The organism is Fluviicola taffensis DSM 16823, assembly GCF_943372375.1.
In the GTDB taxonomy this organism is placed as follows: Bacteria; Bacteroidota; Bacteroidia; order Flavobacteriales_D; family Crocinitomicaceae; genus Fluviicola; species Fluviicola taffensis_A.
Genome location: NZ_CALRYJ010000001.1, coordinates 391,985 through 410,380, shown reverse-complemented (window position 1 = coordinate 410,380; position 18,396 = coordinate 391,985). Strand labels below are relative to the sequence as shown.

General features: G+C 40.4%; 17 protein-coding genes. 9 read left to right on the top strand and 8 right to left on the bottom strand.

Annotated elements, in window-relative coordinates:
• The first annotated feature begins 49 nt into the window (after positions 1-49).
• The 5 genes from AAG807_RS01740 (at position 50) to AAG807_RS01720 (ending at position 8,626) form a co-directional block, all read left to right on the top strand.
• On the top strand, positions 50-1,729 hold the full coding sequence (locus tag AAG807_RS01740; protein WP_341900227.1) for a T9SS type A sorting domain-containing protein: 1,680 nt from the start codon (positions 50-52) through the stop codon (positions 1,727-1,729).
• Positions 1,730-1,826: 97 nt separating this feature from the next.
• A complete protein-coding gene (locus tag AAG807_RS01735; protein ID WP_341900226.1) occupies positions 1,827-3,857 on the top strand; it encodes a recombinase in 2,031 nt (676 codons plus the stop codon).
• Positions 3,858-3,984: 127 nt separating this feature from the next.
• Complete coding sequence (locus AAG807_RS01730) at positions 3,985-4,251, top strand: hypothetical protein (protein WP_341900224.1); 267 nt, start codon at positions 3,985-3,987, stop codon at positions 4,249-4,251.
• A gap of 5 nt (positions 4,252-4,256) precedes the next feature.
• On the top strand, positions 4,257-7,646 hold the full coding sequence (locus AAG807_RS01725; RefSeq protein ID WP_341900222.1) for a choice-of-anchor J domain-containing protein: 3,390 nt from the start codon (positions 4,257-4,259) through the stop codon (positions 7,644-7,646).
• Positions 7,647-7,747: 101 nt separating this feature from the next.
• A complete protein-coding gene (locus AAG807_RS01720; RefSeq protein WP_341900220.1) occupies positions 7,748-8,626 on the top strand; it encodes an exopolyphosphatase in 879 nt (292 codons plus the stop codon).
• Positions 8,627-8,838: 212 nt separating this feature from the next.
• Here AAG807_RS01720 and AAG807_RS01715 read toward each other — a convergent pair whose 3' ends face one another.
• From AAG807_RS01715 to AAG807_RS01705, 3 genes are read right to left on the bottom strand one after another with little or no spacing between them, the layout of a single operon-like run.
• Positions 8,839-9,429 carry a hypothetical protein gene (locus tag AAG807_RS01715; protein ID WP_341900218.1) on the bottom strand — a complete coding sequence of 197 codons (591 nt, stop codon included), beginning with the start codon at positions 9,427-9,429 and terminating at the stop codon, positions 8,839-8,841.
• A gap of 53 nt (positions 9,430-9,482) precedes the next feature.
• Complete coding sequence (locus AAG807_RS01710) at positions 9,483-10,553, bottom strand: hypothetical protein (RefSeq protein ID WP_341900217.1); 1,071 nt, start codon at positions 10,551-10,553, stop codon at positions 9,483-9,485.
• A gap of 5 nt (positions 10,554-10,558) precedes the next feature.
• Complete coding sequence (locus AAG807_RS01705) at positions 10,559-11,494, bottom strand: hypothetical protein (protein ID WP_341900215.1); 936 nt, start codon at positions 11,492-11,494, stop codon at positions 10,559-10,561.
• A 263-nt stretch (positions 11,495-11,757) separates the two neighbouring features.
• Between AAG807_RS01705 and AAG807_RS01700 the strand changes: the two genes are divergently transcribed.
• The gene (locus AAG807_RS01700; protein ID WP_341900212.1) at positions 11,758-12,681 is read left to right on the top strand and encodes a pentapeptide repeat-containing protein; all 924 of its coding nucleotides are present in this window, start codon (positions 11,758-11,760) and stop codon (positions 12,679-12,681) included.
• A gap of 169 nt (positions 12,682-12,850) precedes the next feature.
• The gene (locus AAG807_RS01695) at positions 12,851-13,213 is read left to right on the top strand and encodes a DUF2200 domain-containing protein (protein ID WP_341900211.1); all 363 of its coding nucleotides are present in this window, start codon (positions 12,851-12,853) and stop codon (positions 13,211-13,213) included.
• Positions 13,214-13,227: 14 nt separating this feature from the next.
• On the opposite strand, the gene AAG807_RS01690 is transcribed toward AAG807_RS01695, so the two are convergent.
• Genes AAG807_RS01690 through AAG807_RS01670 form a run of 5 tightly spaced genes read right to left on the bottom strand, consistent with a single transcriptional unit; the run spans position 13,228 to position 16,256 of the window.
• A complete protein-coding gene (locus AAG807_RS01690; protein ID WP_341900209.1) occupies positions 13,228-13,713 on the bottom strand; it encodes a hypothetical protein in 486 nt (161 codons plus the stop codon).
• Between the two features lie 4 nt (positions 13,714-13,717).
• Entirely contained in the window at positions 13,718-14,785 is a 1,068-nt protein-coding gene (gene arsB / locus AAG807_RS01685; RefSeq protein ID WP_341900207.1) for an ACR3 family arsenite efflux transporter, read from the bottom strand.
• Between the two features lie 12 nt (positions 14,786-14,797).
• Positions 14,798-15,412, bottom strand: a complete 615-nt coding sequence (locus tag AAG807_RS01680; RefSeq protein ID WP_341900205.1) for a protein-tyrosine-phosphatase — start codon at positions 15,410-15,412, stop codon at positions 14,798-14,800.
• A 14-nt stretch (positions 15,413-15,426) separates the two neighbouring features.
• The gene (locus AAG807_RS01675) at positions 15,427-15,903 is read right to left on the bottom strand and encodes a DUF6428 family protein (protein ID WP_341900203.1); all 477 of its coding nucleotides are present in this window, start codon (positions 15,901-15,903) and stop codon (positions 15,427-15,429) included.
• Positions 15,904-15,917: 14 nt separating this feature from the next.
• Entirely contained in the window at positions 15,918-16,256 is a 339-nt protein-coding gene (locus AAG807_RS01670; RefSeq protein WP_341900202.1) for a metalloregulator ArsR/SmtB family transcription factor, read from the bottom strand.
• A 514-nt stretch (positions 16,257-16,770) separates the two neighbouring features.
• On the opposite strand from AAG807_RS01670, the gene AAG807_RS01665 reads away from it, so the two are divergent.
• Positions 16,771-18,078 (top strand): S8 family serine peptidase, encoded by a 1,308-nt coding sequence (locus AAG807_RS01665; RefSeq protein WP_341900200.1) that lies wholly within the window; start codon positions 16,771-16,773, stop codon positions 18,076-18,078.
• Positions 18,079-18,084: 6 nt separating this feature from the next.
• Positions 18,085-18,324, top strand: a complete 240-nt coding sequence (locus tag AAG807_RS01660; RefSeq protein ID WP_341900198.1) for a hypothetical protein — start codon at positions 18,085-18,087, stop codon at positions 18,322-18,324.
• The last annotated feature ends 72 nt before the right edge of the window (positions 18,325-18,396 follow it).

The following is an 18,396-nucleotide window of genomic DNA, read 5'->3' as shown; positions in this document are numbered from 1 at the left end:
CCTGCGTTATCTTTCATTATTTATGAAATGTCATTTAAATCAATTTACCATGTTGAATCGAATTTTAGTTATTCTTTTTTTTAGTTTTTCTACTGCTTATGCTCAGGATACCGGTTGGACTATTTCCAATGCAGGCGTTGGTACTTCGTTTGGATCCGATGTTGAAACAGACACGGACGGAAATGTCTACGCATTTGGATCTTTCACAGGCACTGTAGATTTGGATCCTTCTTCCAATGTTGCTCAGCTGAATGCAATTGTGGGTGAAACAGCCTGCTATATCGCTAAATATGATGCTGCAGGAAATTACCTCTGGTCGAAGAAGTTGAGCGGGGTTGTATTCGCACAGGATCTTTTGGCACTGGATTCCCAGGGAAATGTTTTAATCGCACTCTCTTTCCAGGATTCACTGATCGATTTGAATGGGAGTATCCATTATTCTTTGGCTGGTTCAATGGATATCGGAATTCTGAAATTGGACGGTGATGGGAATCAACTCTGGATCAAATTTACCCAAACAAATACACTGGAGCGATTTTTTTGCATGAAGGTCGATAATCAGGATCATATTTTGCTGAATGGTGTTTTTACAAGTACGTTGGATGTTGATTTCGGTCCGGGTATGGAACTGATTTCTCCGGCAGGAAGTTTCGATGAGTTCGTTCTGAAACTGGACGAGTTGGGAGATTTTATGTGGGTGCAAACCTGGTATGGCGGATTGGATGAGGTGCAAATGGATGGGGAACGAATGGATATTGTAGACATGGCGATAGATACTTCCCGAAATGTTTGGTTAACCGGTTATTTCAATACGACCATTGACTTTGATCCGTCTTCCGGAGATTTTACCGTTCAAAATACGACCAATGACTTCCGGGCATTTGCCTTAAAATTAGACCAGTCGGGGAATTTTCTGTGGGCAAAAACATTTGCAAGTACGATGGAAATCAGTTCAGCCGAAATAGGGGTAAATGAACAAAATGAAGCAGTTATCGGAGGGGTGTATCAAGGAACGGTTCAATTGGGTTCCGAAACCCTTTATTCACCCGATAACCAGAATGCTTATTTGTTAAAGATGGATGAGAATGGAACGACTCAATGGGCGCGCAATATTCAATGCCAGGGAATCAGTGGGATTAGTGCCCTGGAAGTACTGAGTACCGGTGTGATCCAGTTTGCAGGAGTTTTCCATGATACGATCTATTTTATGTCGCAGACGATAGGCAGGCAGTTGATCCCTGTTAATCCAGTTGACACTTACTGCGCCTGGTACACCAATTCAGGAGATGTAAAATGGGTTACCCGGTTTGAAGGGTCCGAATCGGTAATCATATTGGATATCACGAAAGGTTCGGATGATACGGTTGCCATGACAGGATACTATAAAGGAATCATTGATTTTAATTTGGGTTCATCGGTGGAAAATGAAACTTCGCAAAACACTTACCGTGGTTTTGTGAAGAAAATGTATTTTGATCCTTCCATTTCCCTTGGGTTAGAGGAAGAGGAAATGCATCTTTCGTATACCAACCCAGTGAATGATTACTTATTTTATCAATCAGACGCAATTATTGAAAATGCATCCATTTTTTCTCTGGATGGTTCTCTCGTCAGGGAACTAACTAATCCTGTGGGAGAAATCGATTTCCGGGGAATTCATTCAGGTGTGTATTTGGTGCATTTTAAATCCGGTAAGGGAATGCTTACTGCAAGAATTGTTCACCTGTAAATCAAAGATTCGATCTATACGAATTCATTTTTGAAGCAATTCATGCTGTTTTCTTAGTTGGTCTTCTTATTTTTAAGGAAAAGTGGGAGCGAGCAGGATGCAAGTGTTTAGAAGAACCAAGAAAAAAAAATTGGATGAGTTGTTTGATTCGTTTTACAACGAAGTGGATTATTCTGCCAATAACCTTCAATTTCTGGTTGATCTGGTTGCTCACTTTCGCCCGGAGAAAATAAATAAAGACCAGCCGGTTAGCATTCGATCCTTATTAGATTACCTGGAAGAAAATGCAGTTAAGCGCTATGCCATGTCTGTTTATCTTCGGAATGTGTTTCAAAACCGCAAATTCACAGCTATTTTAACGGATTCCGGAATTATTCGGGATGCTTACTTCATACGAGAAGTAAGGGAGCGTTTGACCTCAAAGATTTTACCCGAACAACCTGAGCCGGATACTTTGCAGTTTTTGTTGAACCAGGTTTTTTACAAGCAAAGTGACTTTGAGTGGATCCAGGAAATTTCGCTTATTGAAATCAACGAATTGGTTGTTTTACTCGATTTGCAGACCATTTACGGAAGTGAAGAAAGTTCTTCCAATTCTGCAATTACTGAAATTGTAAACGGAATCAGTTTGCTCATTCAACGAATAAGTGGAAGGGCTTTGGAACAGGATGTACTAATCATGGTTCCGGAATATGAAGACATCCAAAGTCCATTTGAATCATTTGAAAAGAAGTTGGATATCCTGTTGTCAAAGATCATTCACCAACGCAATTTTTCCGTTTCTGCAACCGATACTGATTTTCAGGATCTGGTGCAATTGCTGCAAGGGTGTCATCAGATCATCAATACAGCTTTTGATAACAGCGCAAAATTCGGGATTTCCATTCGTGTGAATCAAAGTTTGTTGCGAATCAGGCAGCAACTGTTCCGGATAGAAGTGCTTTTACCTTTACTAGCAACGGATTCGGAAGAAGACAAGCGGGACAATTCGATTTATCTGGCCATCAAACTCATCAAATTCAACTGTAGAAAGAATAACATCCGCAGGTTGATGTTGGATAGTACCCAAACGATTGCTTATGAAGTGACGCAACACACGGCAAAGACGGGAGAACATTACATTACCGAATCGAAAAAGGAATACATGCACATGCTTTTGACGGCAATGGGTGGAGGATTGATCGTTGGTTTCCTGTGTCTGTTCAAAGTCATTTTGGGAAAAGCCGAAGTGAGTGATTTTGGTCACGCATTCCTGTATAGCATGAACTATGCGTTCGGATTCATTCTTATTTATCTTTTGGGATTCACATTGGCAACCAAACAACCAGCCATGACAGCTGCTGCGATTGTTAAATCAATCGAAAGTGGATTGTCCAGTTCGGTAAATGATGCGGACAGACACCGCTCGTTTGCAATCCTGTTTTCACATTTGTTCCGTTCCCAATTCATTGCTTTTGTCGGGAATGTCTTGGTGGCATTTCCGGTTGCACTGCTCTTGATCTGGTCTTTGCAGGGATTAGCCGGTTTTCAGATAGTAGATCAGCACAAAAGTGAGGTATTAATGACCGACCTGAACCCGATTGGATCCTGGGCGATTTTACATGCGGCAATTGCCGGTGTTTTCCTGTTTCTATCCGGGATTATTTCCGGTTCGATTTCCAATAAGATCAAGCACAAGAAGATTTACAATCGCATCAAGGAACATCCGGTTTTAAAGATTTCCCTGGGGAAAGAGAATGCCAAGCGCTTTGCAGAATGGATTGAAGAGAAATGGGCGGGTGTCGCATCCAATTTTTGGTTTGGAGTATTCCTGGGTTCCACTGCATCTATTGGTATTTTCTTGGGATTAAACCTGGATATCCGGCACATTACCTTTGCAGCCGGAAACATGGCGCTTGGATTGTTTGGGGGAGATTTTGAAGCAGGCTGGTATCCGATCCTGATGGCAATTCTGGGAATCGGAATCATTGGCTTCGTAAATTTCATTGTCAGTTTTGCGCTTTCCTTGTGGCTCGCTCTGCGTTCACGTGATATTCCCATCTCAGAGCTGAAGTATTTATTTCATTCTGTTTGGTTGTATTTCAAGTACAAACCGGTTTCTTTTTTCTTGCCATTAAAAGATTCTTGATAAGTTCATTTATTGATGCATCAATTGATGGAACCCGCAGTAAATCAACCTTCAATATGTTAAATAATTCAGAAATCAACTACTGATTGTATATCTTAGTGCCACATTAATTATTTTTTAACTTACTATGAAAAGACAATCACTCCTAGTGGTTTCTTTCGCATTACTTTGTTGTGGTTCTGTTTTCTCTCAGGAATTAGGCGCAACAAAAGTTGCTAAGGAAAAACCAGCTCAAAAAGAAGAGAAAGGCTTAAATCGAGCTACTCCTATTTCTCAAAGTGTTCACAACGAACCCTTAAAATCAAAAACAAATTCTAAGGAAACTCCTGCAAAAAAGGAAGCCCAACCGATAGATCGTAAAACAATCAAATCGCCCAAAAAAACAGTTAAATAAACCCTATGAAAGCAATTAACTTACGAAAAGTTGCATTGGGTTTATTCTCAACTGCACTTATTACATTTGGATCGAGTTCGCTATCCAATGCGCAATCATTTACAGAAGGGTTTGACGATGTGGCAACCCTTACCGATTGGTACGTCATGAATAACAGTGATTTGCCAAGCACTACGGCTGGTTGGGGTCCTGGAAACCCGACAATCTTCCCTGCTTATGCCGGAGCCAATACGGACTCATACTTGAGTTGTAATTATCAATCAACTACTTCTACAGCAACAAATGCAACGATTAGCAATTGGCTGTTTAGCCCGAACCGTGTTTTCAATAACGGTGATGTGATCTCATTTTGGTCACGTATTCCTGCTGGAACAGAATATCCGGATCGTTTACAAGTTCGATTGAGTACCAGTGGAAATAGTACAACAGTTGGTACAACCCCAACGTCTGTTGGTGATTTTACTACCTTATTGTTGGAAATAAATCCAACATTAACTACCGGTGTTTATCCAAAAGTTTGGACTCAATATACAATCACTATCAGTGGTTTATCCGGTCCGACTTCCGGAAGAGTAGCTTTTCGTTACTTTGTAACAAGTGGTGGATCAAATGGAGCCAACTCCAATTATATTGGAATTGATTCCTATTCTTATACTTCAACACTAGCTGCACCAGGTAATAATGACTGTGCCGGAGCTGCTTTATTAACAGAGGGTGTATCTTGTACACCAACTTCCGGAACGATAGCTGGAGCGACTGCTTCAATTCCTACAACAGTTTGCGATGGTACTGCAAATGACGATGTATGGTATCGATTTGTTGCAACCTCTGCGAATACAAAAATCACCGTGGATGGATCAACAAACTTTGATGCAGTTTTTGAAGTCTTTTCAGGAAGCTGTGGAACTTTGACTTCCATGGCGTGTCAGGATTCGTCATTGAATGATGGTGTTGAATCGATGCAGTTTGCAAACTTAGTGGTCGGACAAACTTATTATGTGCGGGTTTTTGACTGGTATGCATATTTCCCCACTTCTTTGACCTTTACGATTTGTGTAACAGAAGTTCCTAGTTGCTTATTAACAGCACCCGGAGGTTCGGTTGCTGAAACTGAAACATGTGGCGCTGACTTGAATGGTGGTTGTAATTCTACTACACCTGTTTATCAGGATATCACTTGTGGAGATGTTATTTTTGGTTCTTCCTGGGCAAATAATGGATTAAGAGATCCGGATTGGTACCGCTTTACTGTAACGAGCGCTACAACTGTTAACTGGAATGTAAATGCTGAATTTCCGGCTGCATTGCTTTTTGTAAATATTTCCAATTGTGCAAGTCCGGTAATTGTTTCGAGTGTATTAGCAAATCAATGTACACCAACAACCTTATCTTATGCTTTCACTCCCGGGACTTATGTAGCTTATGTAGCACCTGCGCAATTTTACGGTTATCCTTGTGGAAGCAGCAATGATTATATTGCATCGTTAACCATGACAACAACTGCTCCGGTTATTTCTGCTGGCGGACCAACTACATTCTGTACACCGGGTACAGTGAACTTGACATCCACAGGAACAGGTTCTTTTGCCTGGAACAATGCCGGATCTCCAATTGGTGGAGCAACCACTTCTGCCTATTCGGCTGCAACTTCAGGATCTTACACGGTTCAATTAACGGATGCGAACGGTTGTAAATCAACATCGAATGCGATTGCTGTAACAGCAAATCCAACACCGGCAACTCCAACAATTACTGCTAGTGGTCCGGCAACATTCTGTGCCGGTGGTTCAGTAACTTTGACATCTTCTGCTACTACGGGTAATAGTTGGTCAACCGCAGAATCAACACAATTGATTAATGTGGGAACTTCCGGATGTTACACTGTTATAGCGAGTGCCGGAGGGTGTAATTCTCCTGCTTCAACGCCTTTCTGTGTTACAGTCAATCCATTGGATAATGCAGTATTTACTTATCCGACAAATTCTATTTGTGATGCTTCACCGAACCAAACTCCTACCACTTCAGCTGCGGGTACATTCTCTGTTACACCAGCAGGTTTGACTTTCGTAAGTACTGCAACCGGAGAAATTGATGTTGTTGGAAGTACTCCGGGAAGTTATTCCATTACTTACAGCACTTCGGGAACTTGTCCTGCAACGACTAACCAAACGGTAGTTATTTCCGGAAATCCTGACGCTACATTTACCTATGCGCAAGGAGCTTATTGTTCGAATGCAAGCAATCCAAGTCCCGTATTTGGAGTTGGAGCCAGTGCAGGATCATTTAGTTCAACAACCGGATTGGTATTGAACTCTTCAACCGGGGAGATTAATTTAGCTTCAAGTGCTGCAGGTACCTATACTGTTACGAATTCAATTCCTGCAAATGGATCTTGTGCTGCCTCAGTCGAAACATTCTCTGTAATCGTTAAAACGACGCCTACAGCAACCGTTTCCGGAGGAGGAGTACAATGTGGTACGGGAACAATTCCTGTGACTGTTGCTTTAACCGGAGCAGGTCCTTGGGATGTGACTTATTCTGATGGAACTACTTCAACAACTTCTAATGGAGTAAGTGCATCTCCGTTTACGATCAATGCTTCTGCAAATGGAACTTATACAGTGTCTACTGTCACCATGAATGGTTGTTCTGCAACAGGTTCAGGAGCTGCAACGGTTGTATTCAACGCAAATCCAACAGTGACATTTACTCCGGTTGGAAATCTTTGTGATAATGGAAGTGTTGTAACCTTGGTTGCATCACCTGCTGGTGGTTCTTTCACCGGTTCAACAGGTGTTTCCGGAACTACTTTTGATCCAAGTGGATTGACTCCGGGTTCTATTACCCTGACTTATGACTACACAGATGCAAATAACTGTTCAGGAACTGCAAGTTCAACGTTTACCTTGAATGCAGCGCCACAGGCAACGCTTGGAACATTTACAGATGTTTGTTTGCAAGCTGCTTCATTCGGTTTAACGGGTGGTTTACCAGCTGGAGGAACATATACCGGAACTGGTGTGACAGGTGGAAATTTCAACCCGGCAACAGCTGGAGTCGGAACTCAGGCAATTACCTATACAGTTACTGCTAATGGATGTACAGATGCAGCATCTCAAAGTATTCTTGTGGAAGATTGTGCAGGAATTGAAGAAGCAGCAATTTTCGGATTGGAAATCTATCCGAATCCTGCTAGTTCAGTTGTGACGATCAAAACTGGAAAAGATGTTACTTTCTCTATGATTTCCGAGGATGGAAAAGTGGTTTACCCTGCTTCATCTTTAAGCATGGATACAGAAACCCAAATCCAGGTTTCCCATTTGGCGAAAGGAATTTATTTCCTACACTTTACTGGTGCTCAAGGAAACTTGGTACAAAAAGTGATCGTAAAATAATCGAATTGATTTATTGCGGAATGCCGTCTTCGAAAGGAGGCGGCATTTTTTGTTTTTAAAGAATGCGGGGATTTCCAGCATTTTAGCTAATTTCGGAGCTCATGTCAAAGAAATACGCAGCCATAGATATTGGATCGAACGCAGCTCGATTGTTAATTGGAGAAATTGCCAGGGAAAACGGTCACCCGTATGTCAAAAAAATCTCTTATACACGTCTTCCTCTTCGATTAGGAGGAGAAGTTTTTGATTCGGGTGAGATCAGTGTCCATAAAGCAGAAGATTTTATCAAAACCATGAAGGCCTTTAGTCTGATAGCGGATATTTTTGATGTTTCTGCCATTCGTGCTTGTGCTACAAGTGCGATGCGAGATGCTAAAAATGGAGCGGAAGTCATTCAACAGATTAAAAGAAACACCGGAATTGAAATAGAAATTATTTCAGGTGACGAAGAAGCTCGTTTGATTTTCGGAACCTTTGCTTTATTGGATATCGAGCGCTCCGAATCTTATTTGGTAATAGATGTGGGTGGTGGATCAACGGAAATCAACGTATTCGAACATGGGAAACGTGTCGCTGCCAAAAGCTTTGATATTGGAACCGTCAGAATGTTGAAAAGCAAGGTCGAAAAACAAGATTGGCGTGAATTGAAGGGTTGGATCAAAGAACACGTGGAGGATAACCCACATTTGGTTTATGCAACCGGTGGAAATATCAATAAAATCCATAAGATTTTGGGCTTCAAAGAGAAGTCTCCCGTGACTTTAAGAGCCATGAATAAGTTGTACAAGGATTTGAAACCTTTGAGCATTGGTCAGCGCATGGATTTGTTTCAATTAAAGCCCGATAGAGCGGATGTAATCGTTCCGGCACTGGAAATCTTCCGGGTCTGTATGAGCGCGCTTAATTGCAAGGAACTATACGTTCCCAAAATTGGATTATCCGATGGAATTGTTTACGATTTGCATAAGAAGAAAGCGTAAAATCAGTATGGAGTGTATGAGATTTGACTGAACGTTTCAAAATAGCATGACCAAAAAACAAAAAATAGTGGTGTTCTGTTTGGCGGGAATGATCTCAGCAGTATTGATTGTGATTTACTTCAATTCAAAGACACATGTCTATCTATCTCATATAGAAGTTGGTTCGAAACCGCTTTGAAGAGGATTCTTTGATAAACCAGTTTACTGAGGAATTAATTTGTTTCCGGATTCTTCATTTTGACCAATGATTCTACAATGGAGCTTTTCTCCTCTTTTCCGTATCTGAGATTTAGTTTCTCCAATTCTTTAATGGCATGTTCGATTTCCAGCATTTTATCACGCAATTTTTGTTCTTTGTAATGCCATTTGATAAATCCATAGATCATCAGTGCAAGGCCAATACAGCCAAATCCGATGTACCCGCGTTGTTTTACGGATAAATTGTCTAGCGAAACACTGATTTTGCTGATATCTCCGGAAAGCGCTATTTCATCTTTGGGATCGAGTTGGCAACTTGCGATGAAGTGTTCAATCTGAAGTAGGTCTTGCTCCATCTGCCGGATCTTTCCAGGTCGAAAATGAGTACTTACTTTATCTGTTCTTAAGCTGTCGTTGGTTGATTGGGATTTTTCATACAGCGCTTTTTGTAGAGAAACTTTGACATCTTCTATTCCCATCTTGCTTTTTGCAGATGCATCGAATGTGATACTGATATTGTAAACGGAAAAGAGCAGAATTGTCAATCCGAAAAGGGAAATGAATTTATACAGATTGTCTGTTGGTGGTGTAATAGAAGGAATCATGGTTTTATTATTTACTGATAATGTATTAAGTTGTAATAGTTTTGTTCTTGTTTTTAATGATTTCTTAGCAAGCGGTTCAGGATAATCCCGAATTCATCAGCCTTTTCCGAAAAGCGGAGAATGGGGTTTTTACCCGTTTCCCGCAAGATCTCGATTCCGTCTGAGAAGGTTTTGATGCGCAGGATTTTATCGAATTTGATGGTCGTTTTCTTTTCCAAACCTTCGAAAATAATCCGTTGGTCGGTCAAATAGATTTTTCCACTGTCTACTCGTGTCAGCTGATGCCTGTACACAGAATCAATGGTGGATTCTTTACCCGTAAAAACTTCTTTCGGATTGCTGTTCAGGTTCACAACGGTCCAGTTTCTGCCACTGACTTTCAACCAATTTACATTCGGACATTCAAAATAGCAGACTTCCTGTTTCTGTAGTTTCAGTTCTGTTTCAATTTGCGGCAATTCCAGATTTTCCAAGCTCCAGTAATGTTTCAGCTGGTTCAATTTTTTGGATGTTCCGGAACTCGAGGACAACTTGATTCCCAGACTGGTCGCAATTGCATGTAGTTCCTTTTCCTCATCGGGTGAAAGGCGGGAATCTTCAGAAACGGTTTCAACATACGATTGGAAGAACCCCTTTTTTGCTTCTTCGGCAATTTTGGAAGAAAGTTCTTTCGGCAAGCTAAGTGTTTGTTCCAGATCGGACAGAAATTGTTTTTCTTCTTTGGAAAGTCGTCCGTCTGAAATGGCTTCTTCAAAAGACTGCTGATAGACAAGCTCTCCAATTTTCTGATGTAGGTTGTCAATACTTGCATCCGGTAACAGAAAAAGTGATTTTAAATGTAGAAGATCCTCCAATTCAGTCTGATCCAACACCTGATCTTTCAAACAATGAGCCAGGAAAACGGCGTAAAACTCTTCCAGATTGAGTTGGTATTCGGATCTCAGATCAAGTCCATATTTTGACTGAATTTGATCGATATCCTGAAAGGTGATTTCTTTTATGGATCGTGTTGCAAATAGATTGTTCAGTTCAATAATGGCATTCTCTTCGGGAAACTGTCGAAAGATGATCTGAGCCAAACTTTGTTTCACTAGTGGGAATTTTTTGAAAATAGTGTTCGCCATAGGATTTAGTATTTTCTGTATTCTTCATAAACCGGATGATTCCAATTGGCAACTCCTCCGTGATGCGAACAAGCTCCGCGTCCTCTGGCATCAGAGGTTGTCCCATCGTTGCACAGGGTTTCATAACCGATGATTTTCTTTCGAATCGGATTAATCTGCTCATGCAATTGTTCGGCCTGTTTATTTCCAAGTTCCATAGCCAGAAGGCAATCTGTTACGGCTGCCCGGATATTTTTGGATTTGCTGTAACAAAGAGCACGTTGATAGATTATTTCTGAATTCTTTTCATCGATCTGATACGCTTGATTGAGAATTTCAATAGCATCAGGATATTTTCGATTGTTTATTAAATCAGTGGCTTTGCTCATGAATAGTTGAAGCCGCTTTTGGACTACAACGTCCTTCTCAGAATCATACAAAACAAACTTTTCTGCTGAGACAAGCGCGAGAAGTGCCTGATCGGGTTGATGTACGGCCGCAAAACTGTCTGTTTTGGCTAAATAGGTTTCAAGACTATTATTTCTTCTCAGTTCCTTTGCTTCAGCATCCTGATGAGCTTTCAGATCCAATTGGAGTTGGACTTCCGCTTTATGAATTAGTTCACTTCTTACCTGAACAAATTTTAGCCCGAACAAGACATTGATTAATAATAAAGTTCCTCCGAGAATAATACGCACCTGATTGGTTAACCGGAGTTTCAATTGTTTGGCAATAGCCTTATTTGCTTTCGGGAAAAGCAACATCCCGGTCGTAATCAAAACTAGTGAAAAAGGGAAAAATGTGACTGCCGGAATAAGAGCACAAATGATCAGAAGAATTCCAAGAACAATCGAAACAATTCGTGCAAATTCATTGGTTTTTTTCTCCGGTTCCGATTTACCCTTGAAATGATCTTTAAGTACCCGATGTTCTTCGGGAATTAAATGAGGAAAGTACTTCATAACGCTTTTTAGGTTGAGCTTTAACACTCTAGGTTTCAAACCTAATCACTATAACTTATGAAATCAACCGTATTTACCACATATCTCCCGTGCGGTTTTCCGCATTTTTTCACTAGGTTTCACTAAATTTCGATAAATACTACTTTTGATTGTCAATTACAACTAAAAGTAGCGTGATAACAACTATTCGTGTTTGTTTTTCTAATGATTCCGGAAATGCATCCCAATACCTTTGTTGAGTCGAATTTTAAATAACTAGTAAGATGTTAAATGCAAAAATCATTGGTAACCGAATTGGAGATGCACGCAAGAAAATGAACCTTTCTCAGGCACAGCTTGCGGAGCATCTATTCATCAGTTCGCAGGCAGTAGGGAAGTGGGAGCGTGGTGAATCACTACCCGATATTATCATGTTGAACCGCCTGGCAGAAATAGTGGGAGTTGACCTGAACTATTTCTCGGAAAATGTTCAACAGGCAACTACGGAAACCACGAGTGTTGAGTCGTCGGGATCTACCGAATTGAGTCCGGATTCATCCGAAAAACAACATGCATTTGCCGGAAAAACGGAAAAAAATCCAAGTTGGGACATGTCCCGCGGAAATTGGGTGGATGCTGACTTTTCCGGATTGAAAAATCTGAATGAAAAATTCAGTTCCTCCAATATGCAACGTTGCAAGTTCATTGGTTCCGATTTGTCGGGCTTATTACTAAGCGGGAATAACATCGGTGAATGCGATTTCTCCGGTTCCGAAATCCGCAACAGTCACATTCGTCGGTCCAACCTGGAAAAGAACGGATTTAAAGACTGTTCTCTGAATGGAACTGAATTTTCCGGAAGTAATATCTCCAAGTGTGATTTCACCGATAGTGATTTCACCGGAGCAAAAATCAAAACAGGAGGATTTGATAATAATACAGTTAGCAATGCTTTGTGGAACGGTACTTCTTTCGTTGGTGCGTATCTCCTGGATATTGTTTTTGATGGCACATTGGAGAACTGTTATTTCGAAAATTGCACCTTTAAAAGGGTGACTTTCGAGCATGCAATACTGGTCAATACTTTTTTCAAAAACAATAATCTGAAAAAAATCAAATTCGTCGATTGTAAAGCAGATCGGATTACTTATGAATTCCTGAAACACGGCAAAGCGGATTTGAACGGAATTACACTCTTGGATGTTTGAAGGAATCCGTGTTTTTTGTTTGGGGATGTGATTCGATTTCCGTTGTTTTGAGAACCGTATATTTTTAATAAAAAGCCTGATTGTGTAATAGAGTCAGGCTTTATTAATTAAGGGATGAAATCCGTATTTTTGATATTGCTGATTCAGATCCGCATTTTAAATGGACCATATGAGTACATCTGCAACACATGACGAACGAATGGCAAAGCTGACTTTTGCTTCGGTGTATCCACTGTATCTTACGAAAGTCGAAAAGAAGAACAGGACGGAACAGGAGTTACAGCAAGTCATCGAATGGCTTACCGGATTTGATGCCGCAAAACAACAGCAATTGATTGACCAAAAGGTCACTTTTGAATCGTTTTTTGAGCAGGCAAAGTTGAATCCCAATGCAGAGTTGATTACAGGAATGATCTGTGGCTACCGCATTGAGGAAATACAAACCAAGCTGACCAAAGAAGTCCGTTACCTGGATAAGTTGGTAGATGAATTAGCCAAGGGCAAGAAGATGGAAAAGATCTTGCGCGGTTAATTCGTATTTATAAACTATTCACAACCGCTTTCACTGCATTCACCCGAACTTGTTGAACAGGACTTTGAATCGGTTGTTGCACATACTGTTTGTTTTGAAGTGGCAGAACTATATTTTGAATATTCAAAATAGCTTAGGAAGCTTAAACTAAGAACCAACCCGATCCAAAAGATAGCTTTTGATACTTTCACCTTGCGTTTTTCCTTATCATTCGGACCGCAATCACATTGGTTTCCTGTTTTGCAATTCAATTTAGGAATGACGTAGAGCGAATAATAGGAGATTGTAAATGAAACGGCACTGATTGCAATCAATAAGGGTTCGAGCGCATTGATAACCGGAGAGTTGGCAATGGTAGCAGAAGACACCCCGAATAAGGATGCTACCGGACTAGCGCAAACTCCTACGCAAGCACCGCTTTTGCAACAGGCTAATAAAATCGGAGCAGATGAAGTTAATCCGCCCGTAATAGTTGTCCAAATGGTTCTTTTTGCTTTCATCAATTTAAGTGTTTCTGTATAGTTTCTTTTTCAACCAAAATGCAATTCGCACCATAATAATCAAGGCCGGAACTTCAACCAAAGGTCCGATGACTCCTGCAAAGGCTTGGCCGGAATTAATCCCAAAAACACCAATTGCTACTGCAATGGCCAATTCGAAATTATTACCTGATGCTGTAAAAGAGAGTGCGGCATTGTCTGCGTAATTTGCTCCTGCCCATTTTCCTACCAAAAACATCAGAAAGAACATAACCGCAAAGAAAATCACCAATGGAATGGCTACCCGAACCACATCCATGGGGATGCGCACGATCATCTCACCCTTCAAACTGAACATCACCACAATGGTGAATAACAGAGCGATTAAGGTGATGGGAGAAATAAACGGCAAGTACTTGTTTTTGAACCACTCTTCTCCCTTCAATCGAATCAACGCAAAGCGACTGATAACAGCGATTGCAAAGGGAATCCCGAGGTAAACACCTACTGTTTTGGCAATTTCAACGATGGTAATATCCATTTTCAAAGCATTCACTCCGAATAAGGGCAAAACGATTTCCAGATAGAAATAAGCGTATAAACTAAAGAAAAAGACTTGTAATAAACTGTTGATCCCGACCAATCCTGCGACCAATTCCCTGTTACCTTCAGCCAGTTCGTTCCAGACAATCACCATCGCAATGCAAGGTGCCAAACCGATGATAATCAGACCTGTCATGTATTCCGGATAATCTTTCAGGAATAGGACTGCCAAACTGAACATCAAAAACGGTCCCACGATCCAGGTGATAAAGAACGATACCAGCAGTAATTTGGGTTTCGCCATTACTTTTGGAATTTTAGAGAATTGTACTTTCGTCAATGGCGGAACCATCATTAAGATCAAACCAATCGCCAAAGGAATATTCGTTGTGCCGCTTGAAAAGGAGTTGATAAATCCATCCGCATTCGGAACAAAATACCCGATGGCAATTCCGATTCCCATGGCCAGGAAGATCCAAAGGGTTAAAAATCGATCTAAAAAGCCTAGTTTTTTTCTTTCTGCTGCTGGAGCACAATTAGTTGCTGACATACTGAAAGTTAGTTAATTGATTAATGAAAATGCGTACAGTGTTTCCAATGCAATTTGTCTGCAACGCTCATCGTATTTTTCATCCTGTAAAGGAGTGTTATCGAATTCTTTTGGATCATCATAGGTTGTTCCTACGCGAAGTTCAACTCCCGGAATAAACGGGCAATTTTCTTCGGCATCACTGCAGGTCATAATTGCAGCGAACTCTGAATCCGGATTTTGAGGGTGATCGTATACTTTCGAAAAACAAACACTCGGTTCATCTCCATCCTTGTGATAGACATGGTAAATGGGATTTTCTGTATTCACGGTTTTCTGAACGTTGAAACCAATCCGTTGCAATGCACTTATCGCATTGATGTTAAAAGCGGTTGCTTCTGTACCTCCGGAGTATGTGTTCACATTCTCAATTTCAAAGTAATCGGAAGCCACTTTTGCACAAATTTGCCCAAAGTGACTTCTGCGGGAATTGTGCGTACAGATATAGACCAAATTGGTCGGTTTTCCTTGATTTCTCTTTGAACCGATGTAATTGGCGATTTTTGCTAAAACTGCCTTCCTTTCGCTTGGAATCGAATCAAAGTGATTCTTCAACTCATCCAGATAGTGCTTAATATGAGAATGCATAGATAACCTTTCAGTTAGGAACAACATCCGCTTTCCGGTGAACAGGAGTTTCCATTTGCACCGCCAAGTTCAACCAACTTTACCTTTTGTTTTTCCTGAGGAATTCCACAAGCATCAGAAGCCAAACAAGCTGTTGTTTTAGGAATCAACACAAAATGAGTTCCGTTGAAACCCAAATCGTATTTTCCAATAGTATCTGATTGATATTCTACCTCAATTTCGTTGTCCTCAATGCCCAACTTTTCTTCCGAAAGCTGAATGATATTTAAGAGTTTGGTTGGTTTCAAACGATGTTCAAAATCATTGGCATTCCACAATTGGAAATTCACCACTTGTTCTTTACGGATCGTACCACCGCAATCAATGAAGTGTTTTTGAATGCTTCCCACTTCTGTAACATGGAAATGTTCCGGAACAAATGACCCGTCCGGAGTTTGGAACGCTACATTTTCGAGCGTTGGCAAAATTGCTTTTATTTCTGAAAGTTTCATGATTATTTGTTTTGTTATTTGCAGCAAGATTCTGCGTTTTTTCTTGTTAGTTCAGTGAAAATCGAACCGATACGGTTTTGAATTCTTTGTATTGTTTCAGGGTTCAGACAATAGCAGATGGCTGTTCCTTCAATATTTCCCTGAATGATTCCGACATTCTTTAATTCTTTCAAATGTTGAGACACGGTTGGTTGAGAAAGCGGTAATTCGTTTACTATATCTCCACAAATGCAAGATTCTGTTTTCAATAGAAATTCAATAATTGCTATTCGGGCCGGATGCCCCATTGCTTTCATCCAATTTGCTAATTCATTCTGGTCGTCCGTGAAATGATCTGTTCTGGTTGCTCCCATATTTATCGTAATAAAACTATATTGCAATATTACGATAAATAATTGTAAAACGTAAAATTTATTTTTTTTGAAGAAAAAATCAAACGATTTCAAGTAATGAAGTTCCACAGGATTCACGGGATCTTAAATTCAAGGTTCTGAATTGAGAATGATGAGATCACATCCTAGTCTAGAACATCAATCCCGCTCTCAAAACGTGTCAAAAAGGAGCCTCGGAAGTGTGCGTTTGAGTACAAGAAAAGAGGACAAAATAAAAGAAATCACCGGAAGTATTGCTCCTATTCTAATTCGTCCGGTCATAAATAGCCCGATCACTTAGTATGTGCACAAGTCCATTTGTTATTTAGATTGATTCCTAACAATCAACAAGATACATCCCAGACAGCTTTTGGTGAATCGTTATAAAAAGTTACACTTAACAAAGTATTCGAAAAAAATTCAAAAAAATTTGGAATCAAAATATTTTTTATATATTCGACCGATTTTAGTAAAATAACCCTATTCACGATTCTAGATGAAACCACATTTAGTTCTAAAGACTTCGCGGTCTTTTAATTTACCCGATATCCCTTTTTGGGGAGATGTTGCTTTGGGAAAAGCAAAAGCGGATTCATCCTTTTCGGCGAATGTTGAGCAGCTTTTTAAGGAATATCATCTCAACTATGTTGTTACATCCGAATACCCCAAAAAGCATACTTCCTGGACTGAAGATGAAATCAAAGCGGAATTAAACCGGTTTTACAGATTCATTCTTTTAGAGGACATCACTATTCCGTCGGCATTATTGAATCGATTGGAATTGCTACCGGAAATTGAACACGTTCAATTAGGTGGAATTACAAGTACCCCGCTCCCTGAATTAACCATGTCTTTAGGAAAAAAGGATTCATATCGTTACGATCATGTTCGTAAATCGATTGGATTGGATAAAGTGTCCAGAGATACTTTAGGCGACCCTTCTGTCATAGTTGCTGTTCTGGATACGGGTGTTCAGTTGAAACATCCGGAATTACAACACTGTCTTTTACCGGGGTATGATTTTGTAGATATTATAGCAGGTGCAAATGAATTTATCGGAGATTTCTTAGGATATGATACCGATCCGGATGATGAGGTTGGACATGGTACTCATGTTGCGGGCATTATTGGAGCTAAAGGAATTCACATGTCACCCGGAGTTGTGCCAAACTGCAAAATACTTCCGGTACGTGTATTGGGAGCAATGAAACGAGGGGATGATCGTGTTGGTGCTGGGTTGATTGACAATATCAATTCCGGGATTAAATGGGCCGTCGATCATGGTGCTCAAGTAATCAATATGAGTCTTGGAATTGTGCATGAAGGAGGCGGTTTGCCGCACGAAGAGGTGGTGAAATATGCACGTGACAAGGGAGTTACCATTGTTGCAGCAACTGGAAATGACGGTCAGAACGCGAAATATTATCCTTCCTCTTTGCCACATGTAATTGGTGTTGGGGCATTGGATAAAGAAATGATAGGAGCTGCTGCCTTTTCAACCTTTGGGGACCAAGTAGACTTTGTTGCACCCGGAACAGATATTTTTAGCACTCATATTGACGGGAAATATGCCTTTTCGAGCGGAACATCTCATTCAACTCCTTTTGTTACCGGCGCTATTGCCTTGCTTAAATCGTATGCAAAACAAAAAGGAAAATCCTTAAGCGATCAACAAATTAAATACATCCTTAAACATAGTTCAGATAAACTGGGAAAAAGTTTCAAAGACTTGAAAGCAGGTTATGGAATGCTAAATCTAGAGGATGCTTTACAAATGGTAAAATATAAACTAAATATAAATTAATACAGTATGAAAACAATTAATCTTTCCCAGTTTGATGTGATCTCAGGTTCTAGCTTGACACCTTTGTCTAATCTAACATTCCCTGAAAAATTATCCATTGGTGAAACTTCAACGAACATTTTAAAACTAAATGAGCTGAGTGTGGTTATGGATAAGATGGCAACAAAAGCGTTGTATAATTTGAAAGAAAAGTATAAAACGACTACGCTGGTCATTAAATCCCCCTCATTAACTCCCTCAAAATAAAAGTCAGCCGCGGCTGGCGATAAATCAGCTTCACAAGCACTGCTTCCAATAAACAATCCGCCGCAGCGGATA

Bases quoted from the DNA above. Each gene is read 5' to 3' on its own strand.
- AAG807_RS01740 (WP_341900227.1), top strand. From the start codon at position 50: ATGTTGAATCGAATTTTAGTTATTCTTTTTTTTAGTTTTTCTACTGCT.
- AAG807_RS01735 (WP_341900226.1), top strand. From the start codon at position 1,827: ATGCAAGTGTTTAGAAGAACCAAGAAAAAAAAATTGGATGAGTTGTTT.
- AAG807_RS01730 (WP_341900224.1), top strand. From the start codon at position 3,985: ATGAAAAGACAATCACTCCTAGTGGTTTCTTTCGCATTACTTTGTTGT.
- AAG807_RS01725 (WP_341900222.1), top strand. From the start codon at position 4,257: ATGAAAGCAATTAACTTACGAAAAGTTGCATTGGGTTTATTCTCAACT.
- AAG807_RS01720 (WP_341900220.1), top strand. From the start codon at position 7,748: ATGTCAAAGAAATACGCAGCCATAGATATTGGATCGAACGCAGCTCGA.
- AAG807_RS01715 (WP_341900218.1), bottom strand. From the start codon at position 9,429: ATGATTCCTTCTATTACACCACCAACAGACAATCTGTATAAATTCATT.
- AAG807_RS01710 (WP_341900217.1), bottom strand. From the start codon at position 10,553: ATGGCGAACACTATTTTCAAAAAATTCCCACTAGTGAAACAAAGTTTG.
- AAG807_RS01705 (WP_341900215.1), bottom strand. From the start codon at position 11,494: ATGAAGTACTTTCCTCATTTAATTCCCGAAGAACATCGGGTACTTAAA.
- AAG807_RS01700 (WP_341900212.1), top strand. From the start codon at position 11,758: ATGTTAAATGCAAAAATCATTGGTAACCGAATTGGAGATGCACGCAAG.
- AAG807_RS01695 (WP_341900211.1), top strand. From the start codon at position 12,851: ATGAGTACATCTGCAACACATGACGAACGAATGGCAAAGCTGACTTTT.
- AAG807_RS01690 (WP_341900209.1), bottom strand. From the start codon at position 13,713: ATGAAAGCAAAAAGAACCATTTGGACAACTATTACGGGCGGATTAACT.
- arsB (WP_341900207.1), bottom strand. From the start codon at position 14,785: ATGTCAGCAACTAATTGTGCTCCAGCAGCAGAAAGAAAAAAACTAGGC.
- AAG807_RS01680 (WP_341900205.1), bottom strand. From the start codon at position 15,412: ATGCATTCTCATATTAAGCACTATCTGGATGAGTTGAAGAATCACTTT.
- AAG807_RS01675 (WP_341900203.1), bottom strand. From the start codon at position 15,903: ATGAAACTTTCAGAAATAAAAGCAATTTTGCCAACGCTCGAAAATGTA.
- AAG807_RS01670 (WP_341900202.1), bottom strand. From the start codon at position 16,256: ATGGGAGCAACCAGAACAGATCATTTCACGGACGACCAGAATGAATTA.
- AAG807_RS01665 (WP_341900200.1), top strand. From the start codon at position 16,771: ATGAAACCACATTTAGTTCTAAAGACTTCGCGGTCTTTTAATTTACCC.
- AAG807_RS01660 (WP_341900198.1), top strand. From the start codon at position 18,085: ATGAAAACAATTAATCTTTCCCAGTTTGATGTGATCTCAGGTTCTAGC.